This is a genomic window from Candidatus Palauibacter sp., assembly GCF_965213655.1.
GTDB lineage: Bacteria > Gemmatimonadota > Gemmatimonadetes > Palauibacterales > Palauibacteraceae > Palauibacter.
Genome location: NZ_CBDBZT010000003.1, coordinates 2,019,241 through 2,044,386, shown reverse-complemented (window position 1 = coordinate 2,044,386; position 25,146 = coordinate 2,019,241). Strand labels below are relative to the sequence as shown.

At 67.8% G+C, this 25,146-nt stretch carries 23 protein-coding genes; 8 read left to right on the top strand and 15 right to left on the bottom strand.

The window, feature by feature from the left end:
* Positions 1 to 55 precede the first annotated feature (55 nt).
* Positions 56 to 1,213, top strand: coding sequence for a tyrosine-type recombinase/integrase (locus ACOOGH_RS11175; RefSeq protein ID WP_420448993.1), 1,158 nt, complete (start codon positions 56 to 58; stop codon positions 1,211 to 1,213).
* 17 nt (positions 1,214 to 1,230) lie between these two features.
* Here ACOOGH_RS11175 and ACOOGH_RS11170 read toward each other — a convergent pair whose 3' ends face one another.
* The 4 genes from ACOOGH_RS11170 to nthA are packed head-to-tail and all read right to left on the bottom strand — an operon-like array spanning position 1,231 to position 5,248.
* Positions 1,231 to 3,363, bottom strand: a complete 2,133-nt coding sequence (locus ACOOGH_RS11170) for a WD40/YVTN/BNR-like repeat-containing protein (protein ID WP_420448992.1) — start codon at positions 3,361 to 3,363, stop codon at positions 1,231 to 1,233.
* Positions 3,364 to 3,414: 51 nt separating this feature from the next.
* Complete coding sequence (locus ACOOGH_RS11165; RefSeq protein ID WP_420448991.1) at positions 3,415 to 3,816, bottom strand: nitrile hydratase accessory protein; 402 nt, start codon at positions 3,814 to 3,816, stop codon at positions 3,415 to 3,417.
* A complete protein-coding gene (gene nthB / locus ACOOGH_RS11160; RefSeq protein ID WP_420448990.1) occupies positions 3,816 to 4,472 on the bottom strand; it encodes a nitrile hydratase subunit beta in 657 nt (218 codons plus the stop codon). The genes ACOOGH_RS11165 and nthB overlap by 1 nt, the downstream gene beginning before the upstream one ends.
* Positions 4,469 to 5,248: a nitrile hydratase subunit alpha gene (gene nthA, locus ACOOGH_RS11155; protein ID WP_420448989.1), complete on the bottom strand. Its 780-nt coding sequence runs from the start codon at positions 5,246 to 5,248 to the stop codon at positions 4,469 to 4,471. The genes nthB and nthA overlap by 4 nt, the downstream gene beginning before the upstream one ends.
* A 112-nt stretch (positions 5,249 to 5,360) precedes the next feature.
* Here nthA and ACOOGH_RS11150 point away from each other — a divergent pair, with 112 nt between their 5' ends.
* Positions 5,361 to 5,870 (top strand): thiamine pyrophosphate-binding protein, encoded by a 510-nt coding sequence (locus tag ACOOGH_RS11150; protein WP_420448988.1) that lies wholly within the window; start codon positions 5,361 to 5,363, stop codon positions 5,868 to 5,870.
* A 14-nt stretch (positions 5,871 to 5,884) separates the two neighbouring features.
* Entirely contained in the window at positions 5,885 to 6,505 is a 621-nt protein-coding gene (locus ACOOGH_RS11145; RefSeq protein ID WP_420448987.1) for a thiamine pyrophosphate-dependent enzyme, read from the top strand.
* A 22-nt stretch (positions 6,506 to 6,527) separates the two neighbouring features.
* On the opposite strand, the gene ACOOGH_RS11140 is transcribed toward ACOOGH_RS11145, so the two are convergent.
* A complete protein-coding gene (locus ACOOGH_RS11140) occupies positions 6,528 to 7,976 on the bottom strand; it encodes an amidohydrolase family protein (protein WP_420448986.1) in 1,449 nt (482 codons plus the stop codon).
* Between the two features lie 3 nt (positions 7,977 to 7,979).
* Positions 7,980 to 8,645 (bottom strand): peroxiredoxin, encoded by a 666-nt coding sequence (locus tag ACOOGH_RS11135; RefSeq protein WP_420448985.1) that lies wholly within the window; start codon positions 8,643 to 8,645, stop codon positions 7,980 to 7,982.
* Positions 8,646 to 8,831: 186 nt separating this feature from the next.
* Between ACOOGH_RS11135 and ACOOGH_RS11130 the strand changes: the two genes are divergently transcribed.
* Complete coding sequence (locus ACOOGH_RS11130) at positions 8,832 to 9,704, top strand: DUF4198 domain-containing protein (protein WP_420448984.1); 873 nt, start codon at positions 8,832 to 8,834, stop codon at positions 9,702 to 9,704.
* 39 nt (positions 9,705 to 9,743) lie between these two features.
* Here the strand turns inward: ACOOGH_RS11130 and ACOOGH_RS11125 are convergent, their stop codons facing one another.
* The 7 genes from ACOOGH_RS11125 to ACOOGH_RS11095 form a co-directional block, all read right to left on the bottom strand.
* Entirely contained in the window at positions 9,744 to 10,685 is a 942-nt protein-coding gene (locus ACOOGH_RS11125; RefSeq protein WP_420448983.1) for a D-2-hydroxyacid dehydrogenase, read from the bottom strand.
* 80 nt (positions 10,686 to 10,765) lie between these two features.
* Positions 10,766 to 11,854 carry a hypothetical protein gene (locus tag ACOOGH_RS11120; RefSeq protein ID WP_420448982.1) on the bottom strand — a complete coding sequence of 363 codons (1,089 nt, stop codon included), beginning with the start codon at positions 11,852 to 11,854 and terminating at the stop codon, positions 10,766 to 10,768.
* A 143-nt stretch (positions 11,855 to 11,997) separates the two neighbouring features.
* Complete coding sequence (locus tag ACOOGH_RS11115) at positions 11,998 to 13,173, bottom strand: hypothetical protein (protein ID WP_420448981.1); 1,176 nt, start codon at positions 13,171 to 13,173, stop codon at positions 11,998 to 12,000.
* Positions 13,174 to 13,191: 18 nt separating this feature from the next.
* Positions 13,192 to 13,938, bottom strand: coding sequence for a hypothetical protein (locus tag ACOOGH_RS11110; protein ID WP_420448980.1), 747 nt, complete (start codon positions 13,936 to 13,938; stop codon positions 13,192 to 13,194).
* A gap of 179 nt (positions 13,939 to 14,117) precedes the next feature.
* A complete protein-coding gene (locus ACOOGH_RS11105) occupies positions 14,118 to 14,789 on the bottom strand; it encodes a hypothetical protein (protein WP_420448979.1) in 672 nt (223 codons plus the stop codon).
* 70 nt (positions 14,790 to 14,859) lie between these two features.
* Positions 14,860 to 16,938 (bottom strand): PQQ-binding-like beta-propeller repeat protein, encoded by a 2,079-nt coding sequence (locus ACOOGH_RS11100; RefSeq protein ID WP_420448978.1) that lies wholly within the window; start codon positions 16,936 to 16,938, stop codon positions 14,860 to 14,862.
* Positions 16,939 to 17,161: 223 nt separating this feature from the next.
* Positions 17,162 to 18,094 carry a hypothetical protein gene (locus ACOOGH_RS11095; RefSeq protein ID WP_420448977.1) on the bottom strand — a complete coding sequence of 311 codons (933 nt, stop codon included), beginning with the start codon at positions 18,092 to 18,094 and terminating at the stop codon, positions 17,162 to 17,164.
* Positions 18,095 to 18,502: 408 nt separating this feature from the next.
* On the opposite strand from ACOOGH_RS11095, the gene ACOOGH_RS11090 reads away from it, so the two are divergent.
* The 3 genes from ACOOGH_RS11090 to ACOOGH_RS11080 are packed head-to-tail and all read left to right on the top strand — an operon-like array spanning position 18,503 to position 22,969.
* A complete protein-coding gene (locus tag ACOOGH_RS11090; protein ID WP_420448976.1) occupies positions 18,503 to 19,891 on the top strand; it encodes a hypothetical protein in 1,389 nt (462 codons plus the stop codon).
* An 8-nt stretch (positions 19,892 to 19,899) separates the two neighbouring features.
* On the top strand, positions 19,900 to 20,748 hold the full coding sequence (locus ACOOGH_RS11085) for a hypothetical protein (RefSeq protein WP_420448975.1): 849 nt from the start codon (positions 19,900 to 19,902) through the stop codon (positions 20,746 to 20,748).
* A gap of 28 nt (positions 20,749 to 20,776) precedes the next feature.
* Positions 20,777 to 22,969, top strand: a complete 2,193-nt coding sequence (locus ACOOGH_RS11080; RefSeq protein ID WP_420448974.1) for a prolyl oligopeptidase family serine peptidase — start codon at positions 20,777 to 20,779, stop codon at positions 22,967 to 22,969.
* Positions 22,970 to 23,052: 83 nt separating this feature from the next.
* On the opposite strand, the gene ACOOGH_RS11075 is transcribed toward ACOOGH_RS11080, so the two are convergent.
* Positions 23,053 to 23,424 (bottom strand): type II toxin-antitoxin system VapC family toxin, encoded by a 372-nt coding sequence (locus tag ACOOGH_RS11075; protein WP_420448973.1) that lies wholly within the window; start codon positions 23,422 to 23,424, stop codon positions 23,053 to 23,055.
* The gene (locus ACOOGH_RS11070) at positions 23,421 to 23,714 is read right to left on the bottom strand and encodes a ribbon-helix-helix protein, CopG family (RefSeq protein ID WP_420448972.1); all 294 of its coding nucleotides are present in this window, start codon (positions 23,712 to 23,714) and stop codon (positions 23,421 to 23,423) included. The genes ACOOGH_RS11075 and ACOOGH_RS11070 overlap by 4 nt, the downstream gene beginning before the upstream one ends.
* 192 nt (positions 23,715 to 23,906) lie before the next feature.
* Here ACOOGH_RS11070 and ACOOGH_RS11065 point away from each other — a divergent pair, with 192 nt between their 5' ends.
* A complete protein-coding gene (locus ACOOGH_RS11065) occupies positions 23,907 to 25,109 on the top strand; it encodes a 6-bladed beta-propeller (protein WP_420448971.1) in 1,203 nt (400 codons plus the stop codon).
* Positions 25,110 to 25,146 lie beyond the last annotated feature (37 nt).

Genomic DNA, 25,146 nt, shown 5'->3' with positions numbered 1-25,146 from the left:
GGCGCGAGGTTTCAAACACGCAGATCGTGCAGTCCATCGAGAGAGGAATCGAACGATGGCACGCACGAAACGAAGCCGGCGCTCCTACGGTGCCGGAGAATGGGGCCGCAACCGGGTCAGGATCTTTCCCGACCCGAAGACCGGCATCTTCCAGATCGAGTGGCGAGAGAACGGGCGCAGGCGCACCCGGTCCCTCAAGCACCGCGACTGGGCGCGCGCGAAGAGGCAGGCGGATCAGTTCGCCGCCGGATTCATCGACGCGCCCAACGGCAAGGCGGAAGCCGAGCCGGAGCCGCTCACCCTGGAACGGCTTTTTGACATCTACGGTGAGGAGGTGACGCCCACCAAGAGGCCGCCGTCCCAGCGGTCGGACAGAGGCGCGATGGCGATGTTCCTCAAGTTCTTCGGCAGGGACCGGAGGCCGGAGACCCTATCCCAGCGAGACTGGGATCGATTCATCCGGGAGCGCCGGGCGGGCACGGTCGGCCCCAGCGGAAAGCCCGTGGGCAACCGGATGATCGAATGGGACCTGACGTTCCTCATGGCGGTCCTGAACTGGGCGGCGCGGTCGAGGGACGAGCAGGGCCGCCTGCTTCTCGACAGGAACCCGCTCAAGGGCCTCAGGAAGCCCGTCGAGAAGAACCCGAACCGGGTCGTTCTCACGGAGGAGGAATACCAAGCACTTCTCCAAGTGTCGCGGCGGGTCGATTGGCGGTTTCACGTCGCGCTCGTGCTCGCGCACGAAACCGGGCACCGGATCGGCGCGATTCGCAACCTCAGGTGGGCGGACATCGACCTTGAGGGCGAAACGGTGCGGTGGCGCGCCGAGCACGAAAAGACGGGCTACGAGCACCGCACGCCCTTGACGCCCGAAGCCATCGCAGTCTTCGAGGAGGCGCGAAGGCGCAACCCGGCGAGCGGGGACGCGCCGGTCTTGCCCGCGACCAAGAATCCCTCGGAATGCCTGAGGTTCCCGCAAGCCCGCCTCTGGTGGCAGCGGGCGGAGCGGCTCGCCGGGCTTGAGCCCAAGCGCGGCAGGGGCTGGCACTCACTGAGGCGGAAGTTTGCCAGCGACCTCATGGACCTGCCGCTCAAGGTGCTCTGCGAACTCGGAGGCTGGAAGGCGGCCAAGACCGTGCTCCGCTGTTACCAGCAGCCGGACGAGGCGCAACTCAGGCAGGCCATCCGGAGCCGCCGCAGGCCACAGGGCTGAAATCCAGTCGGCGGGAATCAAACAGCAGGAATTCGCCCCCGGAATCCCGCAACTTCAATGACTACAACAGATCCGCACGGGATAACACATGCTGGGCCATCGTCGCCCATCATGTGCCGGTTGGCGGAGACGTAGGCCGCCGCCGGGTCGTGGCGCGAGGGCTCGACCACGCTCACCCACGTGTCGGCCCCCATATCGGGAGGCGTCACGTTCTCCCAGCTGCCGCCGCCGTCTGTCGAGACGTAGACGAGGCCGTCGTTCGACCCCGTCCACAGGACCCCTTCCCGCACGGGCGATTCGGCGATGCTCGCGATCGCGGCGTACCACTCGATCCCCACGTTCTCGCGCGTGAGGCCCCAGTACTCGCCACGATCAGAGGGGAGCGTCGTTTCGAACCTCGATTCGTCGGCGCGCGTGAGATCCGGGGATATGTCCTCCCAGCTCTCGCCCTCGTCCGTCGAACGGTGCACGTACTGGGTCGCCGTGTACATCACGTCCGGGTCGTGGTGTGAGAGGAAGAGCTTGACGTCCCACACCTGCCGGTAGCGGAGCTGGTCCTCGCCCGTGCCGTAGTAGTTCTCGCCCCACACGTTGATCCAGCGGCGCTCGCCCGTCGAGCGGTCCACGCGCGCGATCCAGTGGTGGTCGCCCCCGTAGCTCACGTCGAGCCGGTCGGGATGGACGGCGATCCCGCCGTTCTCGGCCGCGGCCGTCGTCCAGCGTTGGTAGTCGAAGATCGCTCCCTCGTCGGAGCGGCTCGGCACGCAGATGCTCGTGTTGTCCTGCTGCGGGGCGCACACGTTGTAGGGGAAGTCGTCGTCGACCGAGGCGTTGTACATCTGTCCCGTGGGCTGGTTCTCGACCGACGACCAGGTGCGGCCGCCGTTAAGCGTCACGGTGGCGCCGCCGTCACCCCCGCCCAGCATGCGGCGCGAGTCGGTGGGGTCGATCCACAGCGCGTGATGGTCGCCGTGCGGGAGCGTGGTGAGGGCGGTGACGCTCTCGCCGCCGTCCGTCGACTTCCAGATCGAGGTGTTGAGCACGTACACGACGTCCGGGTCCGTGGGGTCGGCCACGACGTGCGTGTAGTACCACGGACGCTGGAAGAAGTTGGGGTTGTCGGCGACCCGCGCCCAGCTTCGGCCCGCGTCCTCGGAGCGGTACAGCCCGTTGCCCGAGCAGTAGTAGTCGCGACACGGCTGCCAGTCGGCCTGGCCGGGTGCGTTGGCTGTGTAGAGCCCTCCGGTGCCGTCCCCCTCCGCCGTCATCAGCGCCCACACCCGGTTCGGGCGCGACCGGGAGATGTCCAGCGAAATCCGGCCTTTGAGTCCCGCCGGCAGTCCGGGTGCGGCCGTGATCTCCTCCCAGGAGTCCCCGCCATCCGTCGTCTTCCAGATCCCGTTCCGGGGTCCCGCGTCCTTGATCGTCCACGGGAATCTCCGCCCGTTCCAGGTCGCCGCGTACAGGGTGCCGGGCGCGCTCCGGTCCATGACGAGATCGATCACGCCGGTCTCATCGTCAATGTAGAGGGTGCGCTCCCACGTCTCGCCTCCGTCACGCGAGCGGTACACGCCCCGGTTCTGGTCGGGGATAAACCCGTGTCCGTGCGAGGCGGCATAAACGAGGTTCGGGTCGCGCGGGTGGACCTCGATGGCGGACAGGTTGCGGGTGGCCGCCAGCCCCATGTTCCGCCACGTCCGTCCGGCGTCGTCGGAACGGTAGAGCCCATCGCCCCGCGAGATATTCGTGCGGAAGGAGACATCCCCGGTACCGACGTACAGGATGTCGGGATCCGACTCGGAGATGGCAAGCGACGAGACGGTTGTCGTCCCGAAGTAGCCGTCGGAGAGGTTGTGCCAGCTCACCCCGGCGTCGTCCGTCTTCCACACGCCGCCCCCGTTCGTGCTCCCCATGTAGAAGACGCCCGGTTCGGTCGGATGCCCGGCGCCGGCGATGGACTTGCCGCCACGCCACGGCCCGATCGGCCGCCACTCCAGCACCTCGAGCACCGACGCGTCGACCGAACCGCCCGCCATCGCCGCGGGCGCGTCCCGGTTCGGCGCGTCTTCCGGACCCGCACAGGCCAATGCGGGAATCAGGAGAATCGAGAGGAGGATCCCGAGCCACGGTGAGGGATCGTGATGGCGCATCGTCGCCTCCCAGCTTCGAGAAAGACGTTCCCGCGGGAACGCGTGTCTGTATCAGTCTTTGCGGCGGAGTTCCACGGGATGGCCGTGAGGGGTGTGGCGGTAGGCGTCCGCCCACGCCTCCTTGCAGTCCTCCAGGGCCGTGGACGTGCTCAGTTGGCGGCCGACGACGAGGCGTTCGAGCGCGGCGACCCAGTGGTGGTAGTACCGGGTGCCGTCGTCCGGTTCGCCGCGCGCTTCGGCCGCCGCGAGTTCATCGGCGAGCGTCGCGGCCCACTCCTTCCAGGTGAAGTGACCCTCCTCGGAGAGCTTCACGGCGAGCGCAAAGGCCTGCGCCTGCCACGGGGCCTCGAACACCGGGCCATCGTCGTCGGCGGGCAGGGGAGGGAGCGCCGCGAGACGTTCCGCGTCGACGCGTTCGGCGCCGCTGCCTGCGGTGCTGCCGGCGCCGGACATCACGCCGGCTCCAGGTAGTCTTCCCACAGGTCCACGTATACCGCGTCCCTCGCGCCGCCCCGATCGCCCCACAGCTCCTGAGCCTCGAAGCGCACCGAGTATACGTGCTGTGGGCGGCGGTCGAGGGGGCGCTGTCCGTCCACGTCCGTGTCCTGCAGCGTGTAGACGCCGTAGTCCTCGACCACCGCGCCCCGCCGTCCGCGCACGTAGCGCGGCTGCCGGGTGTGGCCGCGGGGGTGGAGGTTGCGCGCGCGCACCGGGTCGTCCGGCCCGAAGCGGGCGGGCACATCCATATCGAGGAGCCCGGCCCCAAGCGAACCCGTGTTCGATCCCGGTAGAAGCTCCGGCTGCGGTGCGTCCGGGTCCGGATAGCCCGTCTCCAGTTCGGTCTCGGAGATGAGGCCGCTCACGAGCAGCCGCGTCGTCATCATCCTGAACCAGCGCTCGTAGTACGACAGGCTGAGGTACTCGACGGGCGGAATGCTCTCGAGCGTGTAGCGGAAGGAGGGCCACTCGCGCCCCCGTCCCCACGGGCCGACGGCTCTCGTGAGCGCGTACACGCGGCCTTCCCAGCGATGGTGGAAGACGGGCTCGTTCGCCTCGGGCTCGATCGGGCCGAAGCCGTCCATGCCGCCCATGTCGTGGATCGTGTTCACTGGTCGCCTCCCGATGGGCCTCCCGACGGCGTCTCGATCCGGGCCACGCCGATCATCGAGTCCCGGGTCACGATCTCCGCGAGTTCTTCCTCGGTCATGTTCTCGGTGTCGGCGGGCCGCTCGGGGAGCACGAGGTAGCGGATCTCAGCGGTGCTGTCCCACACGCGGACCTCGGTGTCATCGGGGAGCTCGAGACCGAAGTCGCTCAGGACATCGCGCGGTTCGATCACCGCACGGGCCCGGTACGCGGAGGATTTGTACCAGACGGGCGGCAGACCGAGCGTCGGCCAGGGATAGCAGGAACAGAGCGTGCAGACGACGAGGTTGTGCACCTCCGGCGTATTCGCGACCACCTTCATGTGCTCGCCCTGTCCGCCGAGATGGCCGAGTTCCCCGATCGCCGCGGTCCCATCCGTCAGCAGGCGCTCGCGGTACGCGGGGTCGACCCAGGCCCGTGCGACGACCTCCGCCCCGTTCCGCGGCCCGACCCGGTTCTCGTACGTGTCCACGATCTCGTCCAGCGCCGCCGACTCCACCATCCCCTTCTCGACGAGGACGGACTCCAGCGCCCGCACCCGGAGGGCGATATCCGACGGCACGTCCTGGTGGTCGTGATCGTGGCCATGATCGTGGTCGTGGCCGTGATCATGGCCGTGGTCGTGCGACTCGGTCTGGTCGGCCATCAGCTTCCCCGGGGCGGCGAACGCGGCCGCACCGACCGCGGCGTCCTTGATGAACCCGCGCCGGTCTACCGGTCGCCCTTCTGATTCGTCCATGGGCTCCCCCTGTTCCGTCCATGGTGACGAGAGGATCGGGACCGGCGCAACCTGACACGCCGCGGCTGGAGCGGGATTGCGCCGTCCGTGCCGCCCCCGCACCGTTCGGCGCATGACCGTCTCCTACGAGAACTCGAAGGCCGTCTTCGACGGGATCAAGGCCGCCGGCATCCGCAGTATCTCGGCCCTTCCCGAGACCTGGCTCGGTCTCCTCCTGCAGCGGGCGGAGGACGATCCCGAGGTCGACCTCATCCAGGTCGCCAAGGAGGAAGAGGCCATCGGCGTGGCGGCGGGGGCCTATTTTGCCGGCGAACCGCACGTCCTGCTCATGCAGAACCACGGCTTCTTCGCGGCGATGAACGGGATCATCTCCCTCGCCCAACTCTATTCCGTGCCGCTCTGCATGCTCATCGCGGTCCGGGGCCATTGGGGCGAGCCGTATCCGTGGCACACTCGTGGCGGGATCGTGACGGAGGGTTTGCTTCGGGCGCTCAACATCCCCTACCACCACGCGAGAGATCCGGCGCTCGTCGGGAAGGAGATCGCCGAGGCGTACACACTCTCTCAGAGTTCGCTCTCGCCTGTCGCGCTGCTCCTCACGCGCGACCTCATGGAAACCTGAGGGGACGTAGACCGATGGAACGGGCGCAGTGCCTGGAACTGATCTATCCCGAGATCGAGGACAAGCTGGTCGTCACGATCATGGGGGCCTGTGCCCAGGAACTGTACGACCTCGGCCATCGCGAGAACTTCTTCTACCTGCAGCACGCGATGGGGCTCGCCTCGTCGATCGGGCTCGGCCTCGCCAACCACCTGCCGCACGAGAAGGTGATCGTGCTCGACGGCGACGGATCGGCGCTCATGAACCTCGGCACGTTCACGACCCTCGCCCGATACCGGCCCCGAAACCTCCTCCACATCATCTTCGACAACGGGAGCCTGCTCTCGACGGGGGGATTCGAGTCGCACACCACGTCGGGCGTCACGGACCTCGCCGCGATCGCGCGCGGGGCCGGGATCGAGCACGCGGTGGCCGTCGATTCGACGATGGCGTTTGGAGAAGCGTTTGTGGAGGCGATGGAGAGGGACGACCTCGGCGTGATCGTGGCCCGGGTCGACGCCGTGGGTCCGGACAACTACGGGATGGACTTCGCGCTATCCGAGAACGCGTTCCGCTTCAAGCGCTGCGTCCAGGAGCGGCGGGCCGCGACGGGTTGGACGCCACCGCCCCAGCCGGGACACGCCAGCGGCGCTTAGTCGCCACTGCCGACGAGAGCGGCTAGCGCGCCTCCGCGGCCACCCGCGCCACCACCTCGCGCACCCGGTCGCGGAACGTATGCGCCCGTTCCATGACCTCCTGTTCGTCGACCATGAGCACCCGGCCGTCCCTCACGACGATCCGTCCGTTCACGAGCGCGGTGGAGACGTCGCTCCCCCGGGCTGCGTACACGAGGTGGGAATAGACGTTGTAGAGGGGCGTGAGCCCGGCGCGGCGCGTGTCGAGGAGTACGATGTCGGCGCGTTTTCCCGGCTCGAGCGAGCCGATCCGGTCGTGGAGGTTGAGCACGCGGGCTCCGCCCATGGTGGCCATGCGGAACACCGCCTCGGCCGGCAGCGCGGTCGGATCGGCATTCGTGAACTTGTGGAGCTTGGCAGCAGTGTCCATCTCGTCGAAGAGATCGAGATCGTTGTTGCTTGCCGCGCCGTCGGTGCCGAGTCCCACCGCGATCCCCGCGGCGAGTAACTCCACGACAGGGGCCGCCCTCGGAATCCCCAGCTTGAGATTGCTCTGCGGGTTGTGCGAGACTCCCGCGCCGCCAGCCGCGATGCGCTCGATATCCTCGTCGGTGAGGTAGATGGAGTGGGCGAGCACGGTCCCGGGGCGGAGCGCGCCGATGGATGCGAGGGCTTCCACCACCCCCATCCCCGTGAGTTCGGTCGCCGTCGCGGACTCACTCGCGTCCTCCGCCGTGTGGACCTGAAACGGCGCGTCGTACTCGATAGCCAGCTGCGCCGCAGCGCGGACATCGTCGAGCGGGGTCGTGTAGAGGGAGTGGGCGGCCATTCCGGGGATCAGAGTGGGATGGTCACGGTACCTCTCCATGAATTCGGCGGCGTCGGACAGCGTCTCCGCCGGTGAGGCGAAGTCGGGGGCGGGGAAGCCGATGACGTGCGGGCCGATGACGGCGCGGATGCCGGCGTCGATCGTCGCGCGCGCCGCCTCGTCCCGGAAGTAGTACATGTCCGCGAACGTCGTGGTCCCGCTCTTCAGCATCTCGATGGACGAGAGGAGCGTGCCCCAGTAGACGAAATCGGGGTCGACGAGTTCCGCCTCGGCCGGGAAAATGTGCTCGTTCAGCCACGTCATCAGCGGCAGGTCGTCGGCGAGCCCCCGGAGGAGCGACATCGCCGCGTGCCCGTGCGTGTTGACGAGCCCCGGAATCACGAGCTGGCCCGTTGCGTCGAGAACGGGCACGTCGGCGGGGCGGGCGGCTTCCGCGTCCAGGAGCGCGGCAATCGCGCCGCCATCCACGAGCACGGCGCCGCCCTCGAGGACGGTGCCCGCATCGTCCATGACGACGACCGTGCCCCCGTCGATCAGGAGCCGGCCGTCCTCCGGGGCAGCGTCAGCCGCATCGGAACTGGTGGAGCACGCCGACAGGAGTATGCCGGCGAGGAGGAGCCCCCCGCCGGCCCGCGCGGCGGTTTGTGTTACCGCGTGTGACAAAGCCTAACCGTCTTGCGGCTGCGGTACGATCCGGATGTAGGGAAGGGGCTGCTCCCATCCGTCGGGGAACCGCTTCCGCGCTTCGTCGTCGGACACCGCCGGCGCGATGATCACGTCGTCGCCCTGCTCCCAGTTGGCCGGCGTGGCGAGTTGCTTCTCGGCCGTGAGCTGGCACGAATCGAGCAGCCGGAGGATCTCGGTGAAGTTGCGTCCGGTGCTCATCGGGTACGTGAGCGTGGCCTTGATCTTCTTGTCGGGGCCGATGACGAACACCGAGCGTGCCGTCGCGTTGTCCATCGGCGTGCGGCCCTCGGATGTGTCGCCCGCGTCCGCCGGCAGCATGTCGTACGTCTTCACGATCTCGAGCTTCGGGTCGCCGATCAGCGGGTAGCCGACGGCGTGCCCCTGCGAGGCCGCGATGTCCTTCGACCATGCCTCGTGGTCGCTCACCCCGTCGACGCTGATCCCGATGATCTTGCAGTTGCGCGCCGCGAACGCTTCCTGAAGGGCGGCCACGGCGCCCAGTTCGGTCGTGCACACGGGCGTGAAGTCCTTCGGATGCGAGAACAACAGGACCCACCCGTCCCCGATCCAGTCATGGAAGTTGATTCTGCCCTGCGTCGTATCCGCCGTGAAATCCGGCGCCGTGTCGTTGATCCGAAGCGTCATCCGTCCCTCCGGTGTTTCCCTGTGGCATCGTGTTCGGCAATCGTTGGACGGGGGCAATGATCGGCACTTCAGGCTCCGGGGACAACGCCGAAGTCTGGCCGCGCGCGTACCGCACCGTACATTCCGTGACGCGCCCGTATGGGGCACGCAAGCACTTTGAGAATGTGACTGCCGGGAGAGTTCAGAATGAAGATCGGACGCCGCGTCCTGCTGACCACCGCCGCGCTCACCGTCGCCATCGTCGCGACGGCGCAGGCGCACACGATGTACCTGAAGCTCGAGAGCTTCTTCCTGGAGCCGCACTCGACGAACGTCGTCGCGCTCATCAACGGAGACTTCGACAACAGCGAAAACAACATCACGCGCGACCGCATGCTGGACGTCAGCGTCGTGGGACCGGACGGGGTGGTGCACCCGCCCACCGAGGCGTGGCGTGACACGGCGATGTTCCACTGGCACGCCGACAGCGTCGACACCGCGCTGCTGACATTCGAGACAGGCTCCGCCGGGACCTACGCGATCGGCGTATCGACCGCGGCGCGGGTGATCCCGCTCGAAGCAGCGGCCTTCAACGAGTACCTGGTCCACGAGGGTCTCGTCGACGAGCTTGCACAGCGCGAAGCGGCCGGGAAGTCGAACGACGATGCGGCCGAGCGCTACAGCAAGCATGTGAAGGCGGTCGTCCAGGTGGGTGATGACCGGAGCGGCGAGTGGGCGACGGAACTCGGCTATCCGGTGGAGATTGTCCCGCTACAGAACCCGTACGATCTCGCCGTCGGCGATGACCTCCAGGTGCGCTTCCTCCGCGCGGGCGAGCCGGTCGAGAACGCGCTTCTTTATGCGAACTACGAATTCAACCCCCATGCGCACGACGATGCCGGTGGACACGTGGAGGCGGTCGAGGCTCGTACAAACGAAGATGGCGTCGCGACGATCCCGCTCGTAGGCGGCGGGCGGTGGTACATCCGGACGATTCACATGGTGGAGACGCCGTCGGAACCCGACGTGGACTACGAGTCGAACTGGGCCACGCTCACGTTCCAGGTGCAGGGCGGGTAGACCGACGCCGCACCGGAATCGGCTGCGGGACGCGGTGGGCTAGTAGCCGCGCTCCCGGTTGACGACGGCCAGGAGCGGCTCGCCGGCCGCGAAGCGCCGCAGGTTCTCGCGGAACAGGATCCACATCCGCTCCATGTGTCCGTCGGAGTCGCCGCCGAGATGCGGCGTGATGAGCACGTTCGGGATCGCCCAGAGGACATGGTCCGGCGGTAGCGGCTCGGGATCCACCACGTCGAGGCCGGCGCCCGCGATCCGTCCCTCTCGCAGCGCCGCGACCAGCGCCGCGGTATTCGTCGTGCGGCCGCGCCCCAGCGTGATGTAGAGGGCGGTCGGCTTCGTGAGCCGGAAGAAGGCATCGTCGATGAGGCCATCCGTTTCCGGCGTGAGTGGCAGCGCGTTCACGATGACGTCGGCCTCGGGCACGAGATCCAGTAGCTCCGACGCCAGCCCGACGCGCTCCACGAACTCGGGTCCCTCGCGGCTGCTGTTCCGCGTCGCGATGACGCGCATCCCGATGCCGTGCGCGATGCGGGCGGTTTCCGTCCCGATGCCGCCGAGGCCGATGACGAGCATCGTCCGGCCCCGGAGTTCGAGCAGTTCGCTTCCCTCGCCGCGATAGGGAGAGGGCCCGGTGAGCGGCCGGATGTCCCAGCGCCGTTCCCGCTGCAGGTCGAGCGCCGTATGGAAGCGGCGCGCCAGCATGAGCGCCATACCTAATGCGTGTTCCGCCCCGCCGGGGGCGAAGATCCGCTGGGCGTTCGTGATGACGAGGTCCTCGGCATCGGCGACTCCGGGGATCGCCAGGTAGCGTTCGACGCCCGCCGAGGCGAGTTGTACCCAGCGGAGTTGGTCGCCGGCGGCGAGGATGTCTGCGTTCAGCACGCCGAGGACCGCGTCGGCGTCGTGCGCTTCGGCCGCCGCGGCCTGCCCGTCTCCGACGACGACGACGTCCACGCCCGGGGCGCTCTCCGCGTCGGCCATGCCCTCCGGCGGACGATCGGCGGCGCAGCCCGCGACCGCCAGCGCGGCGAGCAGCGAACACAGCCGGCCCGCGGAGTGAGCTACGGATTCCCCCCCATCCGCTCCTGGTAGCGCGCGCCGCTCAGCACGTTGAACATGGCGTAGTTGCCCTCATGGCACGCGTACTCGTAGAGCAGATGGTCGAAGCGCTCGAACGGGACCTGTCCGCCCCAAGGACTCGTGTACACCGCGGGGTCGTCGATCGTGAACTCGTACAGGATCGTCGCCTCGTCCGTGCGCGTGAAACGCTCGGTGACTTTCCGGTCCTTCGAAGGCGGAACCCCTCTGAAGGCGTGTTCGGGGTTGAGATTGGTCGTCTCGACGACAAGCGTTCCGTCCTCCCACCAGCCGATCGAGTTTCCGAACCACGGCGTCACGTGGTCCGGTTCGGGGCGGCTCTCGAGGCGCTCCTGCGGATCCCGGATGGGGATGATCCGCGCGTCGTGAACCATCTCGGCCGTGATCACGACGAAGTCCTCGTTCTGCGCGATCGTGTAGCTGTTGTTGTACCAGTAGTTGGGGAGCATCGGCGGTCCGGCGCTTGATCCGAACGAAACGATGCAGCGTTCCGCCAGCGGCCGAAGCTCGGGGTGGTCGTACTGGCCGAAGGCGCTGCGAAACTCCGCCGCCGCTGCCAGGCGCTGTCGGGCCTCCGGCGTGAGGTCGGGAATCCGACCGTCGGGTGGGTCGGTGACGAGGGAACTGCGCGGCTCGCCGTGTACGACCGCAACGCGTTCGCCCGGCTCGCGGTAGAACTCGTCGTAGCAGGTCGTCGCCCCATCGATGCACACGCGGTGCTCGCCTCCCGGCGGCAACGGCCGGTCAGTGTCGACGGGGGCCGTTCGCTCCGCGACGGTCTGCGCCTGTCCACCCTCGATGGCGGCGACTTCTTCCGGGTTCAGCACGGGTCCCCGGCCCTCGGGACGTTCGAAGGGGGTCAGAGTCTGGTTGGTCCAGTTCCCCTGCAGGTCGGGATGGCCGTGGGCGGTGAGCGGGGGTTCCCAGTCGCCCGACGTGGTCTGGGTCCGTGCCGCATCTGGTTGGAAGAGCAGCGCGGCCGCAGCGGCAATCACGAGAACGCCGGTCGCTACGTAGGCGAAGCGGCGCGCGGCGGGGTGATCCACGTTCATCGTTCCTCCTCGGTGCCGGCATCGGAATCGGCGGCGCATCCAATCTGCGTTTCCCGAGCTTCGGGCGCGAGACATGGAACGCGAAAGGGCCCGCGTGAACGGGCCCTTTCGAAAAGCTGTTGGCTGGGGTCGGACAGCGGGTCTCAGAGACCTCCGCCGCCGCGACGGCGCGCGGTCCGTCCCGTCGACTGGCCTCCGGAGCCCGAGGAAGAGGTGCCGATCGACGACGTTCCCCGCGAGGATCCGGTCGACCGTGTCCCGATTCTGGAGCCGCTGCTGTAGCCGCGCCCGCTGATCACGCGACCGCCGTTGTTCCTGGACTCCGTGCGGATGATCGACGGACCGTAGCCATAGCCGATGCCGTATCCGTATCCATATCCGTAGGGGGAGCCGTAACCGAAACCGAAGGGCGAGTAGCCGTAACCGTATCGGTAGCCGAAGCGGCCGTAGTAGGGAGACCCCCAGCCGTAGAACGGGTCGTAGTAACCGGCACCGCCGAGCCAGGGCCCGTCACCGCCGCCGCCGCCGCCCGTTGACACCGCGAAGCGCTCCGGATAGCTCCGCGCGATCATCATGTCGATGACCCCTTCGGACACGCCGGCATCTGCGAGCTGTACAAGCCGGCCGGCGTCGATCGCGAGAGGGGTCTCGTGTTCGACGATCCAGGCCTCCACCGCCTCCGGATCCACGTGAGCCTGCGCCTCGATGATGTCCTCGACCGAGTAGCGCCCGGACGCCGCGAGCCGCATCGAGCGCACGGCCAAGCTCAGGTCGGCCGCGATGTCACCCAGGCCGACGGCCTCGGCCTCGCTCTGCGTGGCCAGCCGGTATCGCGTCACCCACGTCAGCTTCTCTTCGCCGACCGTGACGACCTGCGCATTGATCCAGGCCTGGGACGAGATCATTGCGAACATCCCGCTCGATGAGCGATCGACGCCGCCCTCGCAGAGCTGGTCCACATCCATGAAGACCCGGCCCGGCCGCGACGAGAACGCCGCGCGCCGGGACCCGTCACACCCCTCGAGAGACGACTCGTGGCGCTGCCCATCCGCCCTCACGACCTCCCGGGTCGTGATCTCGCCGTCCTCCACCGCGATCATCTCGACGCCGTCCTCCTGCGCGCTCGGCTGGAAGCAGAGCAGCGATTCGGGTGCGTCGGCGCTCGTCGACGTGCGGACAGGCTGCCAGCACCCCATCCAGGCGAGCCAGCGTTCGTCCATCTCCTGCGCCGCCACGGTCGACAGCGGCCCGGCCGCGAGCATCACGCCGACCGCAATGAGAAGTGCGGAGCCGATTCCAGCAGTTCGCTGTTTCGTCATGTGACCCTACCTCGAAGTTTACAGCCGTACGGAGAAGCCGAACGCGGCGCGGAGCCCGTTCAGGTCGATCTTGTCGAACCCGACGAAGCTCTCCCCCATATTCGCGCTGGCCCAAGAATAACGCGCTTCGGCGGTCAGAATCCACCGCAGCCCGAGCGAGTAGTCGAATCCGGCCGTCACGTAGGCGAGCGGAGATCCGCTGCTGGACGTGAAGTAGTCGTAGAAGATGTCCAGCGTTTCGTAGTCGACGAATTCGCCCTCCTGCTCGAACTCATACCATACGAAGCCGGCGCCGCCTCCGACGAAGGGGGCGAACTTGCCCGGAATCCAGGCCAGATCGCTGATCCTCCGTCCCCGCTCCGTGAGGTAGGCCTTCAGGCCGACCGTGAACGGGACGCGTCGGAAATCGGTCGTCTGGAAGATCGGCAGGTCGTCATCGCCGATGAAGTCTCGGGATTCGGAGTTGATCTCGCTGTTCGCGTACCCGAGGCCCAGGGAAAGGTCGACGCGGTCGGTGAGCCGGATGCCGAGGTCGGCGGCGAGCGACAGCGCGTTGAAATCCTCTTTCTCGACCGTCAGTTCGTCACGCGTGAAATCGAAGATCTCACTGTCGGCGCGCGGTATCAGATACCCGATGCGCGCGCCAAGCGTGATGGAAGGACGCTGGAAGAGGAAGTCCTGCGCCACGACGGCCTCGGCCGCCCAGGCTCCGGCGATCACGGCGAGCACGGCCGCGATCGAGGACTGTCTGAGTCGGTACGTCACGTTGCCTCCTTCAAGACGCCTGAGCGCATCTACCTGCGCTCGCGCCAACCGGGTTTTCGGTGTGCCACTCCTAACACGAAGCAATCCCCGGACGGGTCACATCTTCACCAAACGCCCGCCCGCAACCGCTCCCCGGGCTCCACCGAATCCCCGGCCCTGTCTTCGCAGAATCCTTCGTCCTACCCGCTGGTCACCACCACCGGCGTTTCCTGCTGCACTTCGCCGCCGTCCGAATCCTGCGCCGTAACGGTGATCGTCGTGCTCCCCACCGTCACGCCGACCACCGTGAGCGTGTTGCCCGAAACCGCCCCCACCGCGACAAGCGTGTTCCCGGTCGTGACGCTGAAGGTCAGGTCGTCGCCTTCCGGATCGCTGAAGTACTGCGACAGGTCGATCTGGTGTACCTGCCCCGTCGTCAGGCTCAGCGGCGGTAGCGCTTGTGCGGCGACCGGCGGCTGGTTCGGCACGGTGATGAGGAAGTTCTGTAGGGCTTCTCCGCCAGCTTGATCGCGGGCGAAGAGGAACCCGCCCGCCTGGCCGGTCCCCACTCCGACCACGGTCATCATGCTGCCCGAGACGGAGACGCCGGCCACGAGCGCGTTCGAGCTTCCCGCGCCGTACAGGAGCGGGTCGCCGTCGGGGTCCTGGAAGAAGCCCGACACGTCCACAATCACGTGGTCGCCGGCGGCCACGGTGACGGGCGGTACGATGCCTACCGCGACCGGCGCTTCGTTTGCGGGAGTGGGCTCCATCGTGTCTTCGCTCTCGATGCAGGCCCCGGCGACGAGAATGGACAACGCCACGGCGACGCAGGCGCCCGCGCGTCCGGGATTCAGGATCTTATGAACCATGTTCTTTTCTCTCTTCTTCCTTCCGCTCATTGCGAAGGGTTCAGGTCGCCCCGCGCGGCCGGTGTGGCCGTCAGGGCAGGGTCAGTGCCGCGAGTCCATCGGTCAGCTGGATGATGACGTACTGCTTGCCCTCGTGGACCCAGCTCGACATGCCGTAGCGCGTATTGCCGGGAAGCTCCACCTGGCCCACGCGCTCGCCGGTCCGCTTGTCGATCGCGAACAGGTGCGGCGTGCCGTCGCTCGTCTGTCCAGACGCAAGAAGTAGCGTCGGAGTTGCAACCATGGCGGAATGGCCGCGCCGGCCCTGGTTCGGGTTCACGTCCACGCCCTGCAGCATCGGGTGGTCGCGGATCACCGCCTGCTGCCGCTCCGGCGCGTCGCCATGCGGGATCATCCACAGGTGTTCGCCCGTGTTCACGTCGATCGCCGTGATCCGCCCCACCGGCCCCTTCCAGATTCGCAGCCCCTCGATTGTGGCCTGGTCCGCCGTGTTCTCCGTCACGACGCCTGTCGCGCGGGAGAACTCGGAGTGCGTGACCCCCGTCTGATCGGGTCCGTCGAGTTCGGATTCGATACCCGGCGCCACCATCACCGGAGAACAGCCGCTGGTAGAGGTGACGAAGACGATGCCGTCCACGGGATCGGCCGCGGGCGGGCCCGTGATGTTGGCCCCGCCGCCCCCGCCGGGGCAGATGAGCGCCGGGCCGTCGCCGTCGGGGTTTCCAACGTGCGTGGGCGGGTTGAAAAGCGGTACGAAGAGGTCGTTCTCTCGCGCGTACTCGAGCGCCATCTCGCGCAGCTCCGGCGTGTAGTCGATCAGGTCCTGCTCCGTGCGGCCCTGCAGGTCGTAGGGCAGGGGCCACGTCGGGTGCGGCTGCGTCGGCGACAGCTGCTCGCCCGGCACCTTGGAGGCCGGGACCGGACGCTCCTCGATGGGCCAGATCGGCTCGCCCGTCTCGCGGTCGAGCGCGTACAGCCATGACTGCTTCGTCGCCTGGAAGACGCCCTTGATCGGCCGTCCGTCCACGACCACGTCCATGAGAATCGGGGCGGTCGGCGTGTCGTAGTTCCAGATGTCGTGATGCACGAACTGGAAATGCCAGCGGCGCTCTCCCGTCTCCACGTCGAGCGCGACGATGCTCGTGCCGAAGAGGTTGTCGCCGGGGTGGAAACCGCCGTAGTAGTCGATGGTGGCGCCGTTCGTGGCGAGGTAGACGAGTCCGAGTTCCGGGTCCGCCGAGAGCGGCGCCCAGGGGGAGACGTCACCGGTCCACTGCCACGCGTCGTTCTCCCAGGTCTCGTGTCCGAACTCGCCCGGGCGCGGGATGATGTGGAACTTCCACTTGAAGTCCCCCGTGCGGGCGTCGTAGGCCAGGATATCGCCCGGGACCATCTCCTTCCGGGTCTGATTGTATCCCTGCTCCGCGGAGTTGCCGACGACGACCACGTCGTTCACGACGATCGGCGGTGAGGAGGCGGTGATGTAGCCGATCTCGAGCGGCATCCCCTGATCCGGGTCGTACTCCTGGTTCAGGTTCTCCCACGGTCCCCAGCCCTCGATGAGGTCGGCCACCAGGTCCACCGTCCCCGAGGATGGGAAGCCGGGGAGCGGGACAGCCTCGCCCCAGTTCTCCAGCGGCTGGCCCGTCACTGCGTCGAGCGCGTAGAGGAAGAAGCCGGGGCTGATGATGTAGACGACGGGGCGGCCGTCGACCTCGGCGTAGGCGACGCCCTTCCCGTACGCCTTCCGCATGGAGTACTCGTGCCGCCACGTCATCGGTTCGGCGAAGCTCCACAGGAGCCTGCCGGTGGAGGGGTCGAGGGCGATGACATGACGGTTCTCGCCCGTGACCGTGATCATCATCCCGTCGACGTAGGACGGCGTGGCCCGCGCCGTGCTCGGCCCGAAGCTCGAAGCGTCCCAGCGCCAGGCGACCTCGAGGCTCTCGAAGTTCGAGGCGTCGATCTGGGTCGCCGGCGTGTAGCGGGTGTGCCAGGCGTCGCCGCCCATGTAGGTCCACGCGGCTCCTTCGACGCCGGGGCCCGGGCGCTGGGCCGCAAGCGGGCCGCCCGCGATGGCTCCGAAGAGAAGGGGGAGAAGAAGAGAAGAGAATCTCCGGGACCGCGAACTGCAGTCGTTTTTCGTCATCCGTCTGCCCTTGCTGTCCTCGCTTCGGCCGTACTCGGGATCCGGCCGGCAGGTCACTGAGATCCGGCCGGCAGATTAACACTTCATCGTGACCGGACGTTTCCCGGAGCGCAACGGGTCAGTATGCGGTGGGGCGGGTGCGCTGCGGGTGAAGCAGCTTCGACAGTTGGAAGGATGGAACCGGCCGGCGGGGTTGTGGGGTGAGCCGTCCGGTCGATTGCGCTCAGCGTTCGTTCGCGACCGTGAACCGCATGAGAGTTCCCGGGTACATGAGCCAGGCCGCTTCGTCCAGGACACGGCTGCTCCAGGCCTCCTCGCGCAGTGGGTCGCGCCACAGCACCGTTGCCCGGCCATCCTCCTCGTAGGGCAGGAATATTCCGTCAACCGGATCAATCGCCGGAACGAGCCACACACCCCGGTCGCCAGCGCGCATGTCTTTGAATCCGGGCGCATTGACGCCAGGGCGAGCCTCGACGATGCGCTCCATCTCGGCCCGCGTGCTCTCGACCAGCCAGCCAGGTACCGGGATGCGGGAGATGCGGACGATCCTGGGCGGTTCGTACTCCAGCTCGATTCGCCACAGGATCGTCCGCATCCCGTCGAGGAGGATGACCTCGCCCTTCCGCCCGCCCGACACCACCAGATTCATGGGGGCTATCCGGTTCATCCAGGACGCCTCGGACGCAAGCTCCGAGGGCAGCGGAACCTCGCTCGGGATGTTCAGGGGCCGGTCCGCCACCGCGTACGCCGTGAGCAGGAAGCCCGGTTCAACACTCGGTCCGACCGGACCGAGGACATGATCGACGCCGAATCCGGCCGCGGTCGAGATCACCGGAAGCCGCACGGTCCGCGGCTCGCCATCTGCGGGAGGGAACCGCACCAGCGCTCCGCGGCCGGGGTCGCCCACCCACAGCGCGCCGTCCGGTGCGAACTCGACGCGCCACGGGGATTGTAGAACGTCAGGATCCCCTGGTCCCGAGGGCCCGCCCAGGGTCGCGATATGCTCCCCCTCGGAGCGAAACAATTGGACCCGACCCGCCACGCGGTCTGCGATCGCGACCGTGTCCCCGAACAGATCGAACCCTCGAGCCGTCTCCAGGAAGAGGTCGTCCGAAAGGACGCCGCCGGGCGGCAGTTGTTGCACCAGCTCCTTCACCACGACCTTCCTGCTCGAACCGACATCGGGCCGGTCGCCGGTGCCACCCTCGCCGCACGCCCACGTCGCCACCGTGAGAAGGCAAAGCCCGCCGCAGGAGAGCGCCCGTGCGCCGGATCTCCTAGTGGCACTCACTTTCTGACCAATCCGTCGTCGTCGAAATTCCGGATTATCCAAACGACTCTTCCGTGGAACCCTCCCGCCACGCTCACATTCGCACCTTCGCCCGTACCCGTTACCTGTCTCATGCTCATCTCTACAGGCAAAGAAAGCCCCGGGACGTCGCAGTAGCTACAGCGTGCGGGGCATCTCCTTGCACGCGGGCGACGTTTCTTCGCACTCTATCAGGGGTTAAAGAGGAATCGCCGGCAGCGGCGGGGGAGCAGTTCATCTGGAGGAGGTTGTCTCATGCGTGGATCGCGTAGTCATCCGAGCCATGCCCGGTCGCGTTCGGCGGCCCTGGCCGTCTTCATCGTGCCCTTGGCCCTGGGCTTCACGTTCCGGGATCTCGCGGGACAGGGACCGGCGGCGAACGGGGTGAACGGCACCGATGGAGCGGAGGCCGACGTCACCTTCTCGGACGTCGCTCCGATCCTCCAGGCGAACTGCCAGAACTGTCATCGAGAGGGGTCCGTGGGGCCGATGTCCCTCCTCACCTACCGCGACACGCGCCGCTGGGCGTCGCGCATGAAGGATCTGGTCTCCAAGCGGCTCATGCCCCCGTACCACCTGGACACGGGCGTCGGCATCCAGGACATCAAGGATGACTGGCGGCTGGCTGAGGAGGACATCGAGACGATCGTGGCGTGGGTGGACGCCGGCGCGCCGGAGGGCGACCCGGCAGACCTGCCGCCCCCGATCGAGTGGCCGAACGAGCAGCGGTGGCAGCTCCAGGACATCCTCGGCGAGCCCGATCACGTGATCAAGTCGAAGCCCTTCGACGTGCAGGCCGAGGGCGGAGACACCTGGTGGCGGCCGAGGGTTCCGACGGGACTCGAGGAGGACCGCTGGGTGATGGCGTTCGAGACGCGTCCCTCCTTCCCCGCCGGGCGGCAGGTCGTGCACCACGCGATCCCGCGCCTCCTCAGGCTCAACGAGGAAGGCGAGTACCAGCGCATCCAGAGCCTGTCCGAGTACGCGATGGGCAAGATCGGCGAGATCGTGCCTACCGACGCGGGGCGGATGCTGAAGGCGAACGACATGATCGAGTGGGACGCGCACTACTATCCCATGGGATATGATGTCCCCGGCGATCAGGTCGAACTCGGCATTTGGTTCCACGAGGAAGGCTACGAGCCGGAGTTCCAGCAGGATCTGCGCCTCTATCCTCTCAGAGGGGACATCGCGCTGGCGCCGGGAGGGACTGCCATGACGCAGGGGTTCCACCGCTGGGACCACCCGGTGAGGCTCGACAGCTTCCAGCCGCACGGGCACGTCCACCTGCACGCGATGTCGATCCAGGCGCTCTACCCCGACGGCAGGCTCGAACTCATCAGCATGGTCACGGACTTCGACGCCCGCTGGCATCACAGCTACATCTACGAGGATGATGTCGCGCCGCTGCTCCCGCCCGGCACGGTCCTCGTCATGACGGGGTGGTACGACAATACGGCGGAGAACGAGCTGACCCCGGATCCGGAGATCTGGTACGCCCGCGGGGCGCGCACCGGGGACGAGATGTCGCACGCCTGGCTCGCCGTGACGCACCTCAGCGAGGAAGGCTACCAGCGGCTGGTCGAGGAGCGGGAGGCGAAGCTCACGACCGACGAAGACGACGACAGCAACGACAACCACTGAACCGGCACATGCGCATCCGACATATCGCGGCGTTCCTTCTCGCCGCCCACGTCACTCCGGTGGCCGCGCAGCAGGTACAGCGGCTGCCGCTCGCGCCCATCCCGATGAAGGGGGAGCCCGTGGCCCCCTTCTTCGAGGGCTGGTACCAGAACGACGACGGCTCCTACACCTTCTCGTTCGGCTTCTTCAACCTGAACCGGGCGGAAGTGCTCGATGTCCCGCTCGGCGCGGAGAACCACATCGAGCCGCACGAGTTCGATGGGATGCAGCCGACGCACTTTCCGGTGCGGCCGCGCCGGGACCGGGGCGTGTTCTCCGTCACGGTGCCGGCGACCTGGGAGGACGGAGAGCAGCGGATCGTGTGGACGATCACGACGAACGGCGTGACCTACTCGGTACCGGCGCGCGTCTTCTCCCCCGCCCTGCAGCTCGACTACGGGCCGCGGGCCATGGGGTCGGTGCCGCCGCTCGTCCGCTTCGACCCTGAGGGGGAGGCGGGCCAGCACGTCCAGGGTGTGTGGGGCGAGCCGCGCAGCGCGAAGGTGGGCGAGCCTCTGACGCTGCAGTTGTGGACCGAGGAGGTCTCGGTGCGCGACCCCGAGGATCTGGTGAACCAGGTCGTCGACGTGGAAGTGAGCTGGTTCAAGCACCAGGGACCCGCCGCGCCGGTGGAGTTCGAGCCGTGGCAGATCACGGTCGCGGGCGGAACCGGCGAGGCGACGACGGCGGCGACCTTCACCGGGCCGGGCGAGTACATCCTGCGCGCGCGCATCGACAACTGGGACGCGAACGACAGCGCCGGCGGAGACCAGTGCTGCTGGAGCAACGCCTACGTCCGGGTGACCGTCACCCCCTGACGTCTTGAGAGCCGGACAGGAGGGCACCATGACGGCCTCGACACCCCGCTCCCGCGCCGTCGCCGTGCCCGCCGGCCGCCCCGTCCCGTGGCTCCCGCTGCGCTCGCTGGCCGCTCTGGCCTCGGTCGCCGTCTGCCTGGCAGCGTGCGAGCCCGCGTATCCGCGACCCCCGGAGACCGCCCGGATTCCCGTCGTCGACACCCTGCACGGCGTCGCCATTACCGACGACTACCGGTGGCTCGAGGAGCAGGAGAGTCCCGAGACCCGGGCCTGGATCGACGAGCAGAACGCCTACGCGGAGCAGATCGTCGGAGACTCGCCTCTGCGGGCGGAGCTGGAGGGGCGCCTCCGCGAACTGATGGATGCCCCCGGGGCGATCTTCCCGCGCCGGGCGGGGGACTACGAGTACTTCTCCCTCCGGAAGCCGGGACGCGAGGTTGGGGCCATCTACCGCCGACCGGCGCCGGACGAGCCCGAGGAGGGCCCGGTGGACCCGGAGGGCGAGTTCGAGGTCGTGATCGACCCGCTCGATCTCCGCGATGACGCCACGACCAGCGTGAGCATCATCGACTTCTCGCCCGGCGGCGCTCTCATGATCTACGCCATCCGGGACGGAGGCCGGGACGAGCGGGAATACCGCGTCCGTGACCTCGAGAGCGGTGAAGACCTGCCCGACCGCCTGCCGACCTACCTGTACGGCAACGTTTCCTTCGACGAGGAAGGGGACGGCTTCTACTACAGCCGTCGGTCGCGGGAGACGGGGGCGCGGATCCGGTACCACCGGCTGGGGACCGACCCGGAGGAGGACGAGGAACTGTTCGGGGAGGGACACGGGCCCGAGAAGTTCGTCGGCTTCTCGCAGGGGGGCGACGGCCGCTGGCTCGTCTACACCGTTCAGCACGGCTGGGCGCGGACGGATGTCTACCTGCACGACCTGCGCTCCGGGGCGCCCCCTGCGCCGCTCATCGTCGGCGCGCCCGCCCGCTTCAGCACCCGCTTTGTCGAGGACGAACTCTACCTGCTCACGAACCTGGATGCGCCGAAGAACCGGATCCTCGCGGTGAACCTCGAGAACCCCGAGCCGGACCCGGCCGCGTGGCGGGAGATGCTGCCCGAGGGCGAGGATCTCCTCACCGGTTACCGGTTCATCGGCGACGACCTGTACGCGGACTACCTGCGCGATGTGAGCAGCCGGATCGCGCGCTACGGCCCCGACGGTGAGGAGAAGGGAGAGATCCCGATCCCCGCGCACCATGTGGCGACGCTGCGTTCCCACGGGGGTGGCGAAGGAGATGACGAGCACGAGGCGCTCCTGACGCTGACCTCGCTCCTCACCCCCTCCACCATCCTGAAGCTGGATCTCGAAACCATGGAAACGGAGGAATGGCGGCCGTCATCCGTCCCCTTCGACGGTTCGGAGTACGAACTGAAGCAGGTCTGGTACATCTCTGAGGACGGGACGCGGGCCCCGATGTACGTCGCGCACCGCAGGGGTCTGACTCTGGACGGGGGCAGTCCCGCCCTCCTGTACGGGTATGGCGGTTTCAACGTGAACCTGCTGCCCCGGTTCGACGCCCGCGCCGCGGCGTGGCTGGAGCAGGGCGGCGTGTACGCGATGGCGACGCTGAGGGGCGGCGGGGAGTTCGGCGAGGAATGGCACCGGGCGGGCATGCTCGAGAACAAGCCGAACGTGTTCGCCGACTTCATCGCGGCGGCCGAGTGGCTGGTCGACAACGGCTACACGAACCCGGACAAGCTCGCGATCCGGGGCGGGAGCAACGGTGGCCTCCTCGTCGCCGCCTCCCTCACGAAGCGCCCGGACCTCTTCCGGGCCGTCTACTGCGGGCTCCCCGACCTCGACCTGGTCCGCTTCTACCAGTTCACCGACGCGAACAACATGCCGGCGCTCCTGGAGTACGGGAACGCGGCGGTGGCCGAGGAGTTCGAGGTCCTCCGCACCTTTTCGCCCTACCAGAACGTGCGCGACGGAGTCGACTACCCGGCCGTCATGCTCACCCAGGGAGATCTCGACACCCGCGTGCCCCCGCTGCAAGCCCGCAAGATGGCCGCGCGCCTGCAGGCCGCCTCGAGTTCGGGACTGCCGGTGATCCTCGACTACGACCCGCGCACGGGCCACGCGGGCGGCCGCTCCTTCAGCCGCAACGTGCGCAACGCCGCGATGGAACTCGCCTTCCTGCTTCAGCAACTCGGCGCGTCCTGACGCCCCTGGCGCTGCCGGCCGGGACGTCCGTCAGCCCGTTGCCGACGTCCTCGGCCGAGCGCGGCCGCACACGTCTCCCACGGTCAGGCCAGTTCGAGACCCAAGGCCTCGAAGCGGTGGAAGTCACGCTGGTCGGCGGTGGCGAGCCGAGCGCCCCGGCCGAGCGCCACCGCCGCGATCATGCAGTCGGGCAGCGACCCGCGACGACGCCCGGAAGCGTTGAAGAGGCGTGCGGCCATCGCCGCATCGCCATCCGTGAAATCGATCCGCGGGCCGACGATTCGATCCGCCGCCTCCAGGTGCGGTGGGGAGAGGGGTCCGCACCGAAACTCGGCCCAGGCAACCGCGCTTACGGCGATGTCTTCGCCCGCGGCGTTCCATGTGCGCAGCCGCCCATCCTCCGCCGATCCAGGTCGCAGTGCCAGGATCAGGAAACTGGTATCGAGGTGGATCATTCGTGATGTGAGTCGGGTGCGTCTCCCGCGGTCGTCCAGGCGCGACGCTCAGCCCTTGCCTCCCTCACCCACTGGTCGAGATCCACTCCGGCAGCCTGGACATCCTTCTGAAGCTGCGTGAGCGCCTCCATAGGCCCGTCGGCGGACATCGCCTGCTCTCTCCAGGCGGCACGGATCGCCCGGCGCAACACTTCCGATTTGGAGACGTTCCACCGCGCCGCGAGGGTCTCGAGGGCGCGCACGGACTCCACGTCAAGCGAGTAGGTCGACTTTATGGTGGTGGTGGCCATACGCCGATGGTATGGCCATACTTCCAGTGCGTCAAGGTGGGTCCCGGGGGGGGGGGGGGGGCACCGAGAAGCCTTGAGCTTCCCTCCGATTCGGGGAGAACCGACGTGGCGGGGCAACCTGCCCGTGAAACCGCGCGTCGAACGCTGAAGAAGAAGCTTCGAGGGACCAGAGATCGGAGTAGGCGGGGCAACATGAAGAAAACTGTGGGTATGGAACGGGCCCGGACTTGGCGCCGCGTGACCATCGTCACGGGGCTCTTCGCGCTCCAGATCCTCCTGCCTGTGTCCGTCCGAGGCCAGGAGCGGCGGGAGATCGCGTACGAGGAGGACCTGCCGGTCGCGGCGCTGGTGGAAGTCCTCGAACTGGATCTTGCGGAGGTCCCGCTCACCGGGCGGGTCCCGAACCTGGTGGAATCACCTGACGGGAGCGTGTTCGTCGGCAGCTCTACCGAAGTCCTGGTGTTCGAGCCGGACGGTACGTATCGGGGGGAGATCGGTCGGCGGGGAGAAGGACCGGGCGAGTTTCGGTCGCTGACCGGACTGGGGATGCACGGCGACACGCTATGGGCGGGGGATGCCATGTCCGGGCGCCTCACCCGGTTCTTGTCGGACGGATCGCTGCTGGAGATCATCACGCCGCCTCCCTCGGTGCGCGGCGTGCCGAGTCTCCTGACGCTGGCGGTCGATGGGTCTGTGGTCGGCAACCCGTTGTCGATGATGAGGCCGGGGTCATCGAGCAGCCTGCCCCGTACGGTCTGGTGGGTATGGAGCCGCGCCGAGGGATCCGAGGCCGGGGTCGCGGACACGCTCATCTCGATCGAAATCCGCAATTCCGTGATGAACATCGATACGGGAGGCGGGGCCCGCCCATTGCCGCAGCCCTTTGTCGATCAGGAGTTGGTCGCGGTTGCGGGGACCGAGCCCTATGCGCTTGCGGCCCGTGCTCTCCGGGAGGAAGACGACGGACTGGTTGTCGTCGAGCGTTTCCACTTCGACGGTGTGCGCGACACGGCGATCGTGGTCCGATACGACCCACGGCGAATCACATCGGAGGATGTAGACGACGTTGTCGACCGGATGGTCCGTGCGCTTTCCGCCGCCCGCCCGACGGCGGAGATCACGAGGCAGTTGAGGCGTGCCATCGACGTTCCCGACTACCATCCACCGCTCAGGGACCTAATCCAGGGCTCCGGCGGCAGCGTGTGGATCGGCCGTGAATTCTCCGGCTCCGGGCGGAACTGGCTGATCGCGCAGGAAGGCGCCGGCGCGGTGGCCCGGATCACGCTGTCCCGTGACCAGCGGCCCCTGTCCCCGACCGATGGCTACGTCTGGATCCTTGAGCCGGGAGCCTTCGACCTCCCCCGCATCGTGAAGTACCGCGTCAACGCTCCCTAAAGTCAGCGGGTTGGTGGCGTCGTCCCTCCGCTGGAGA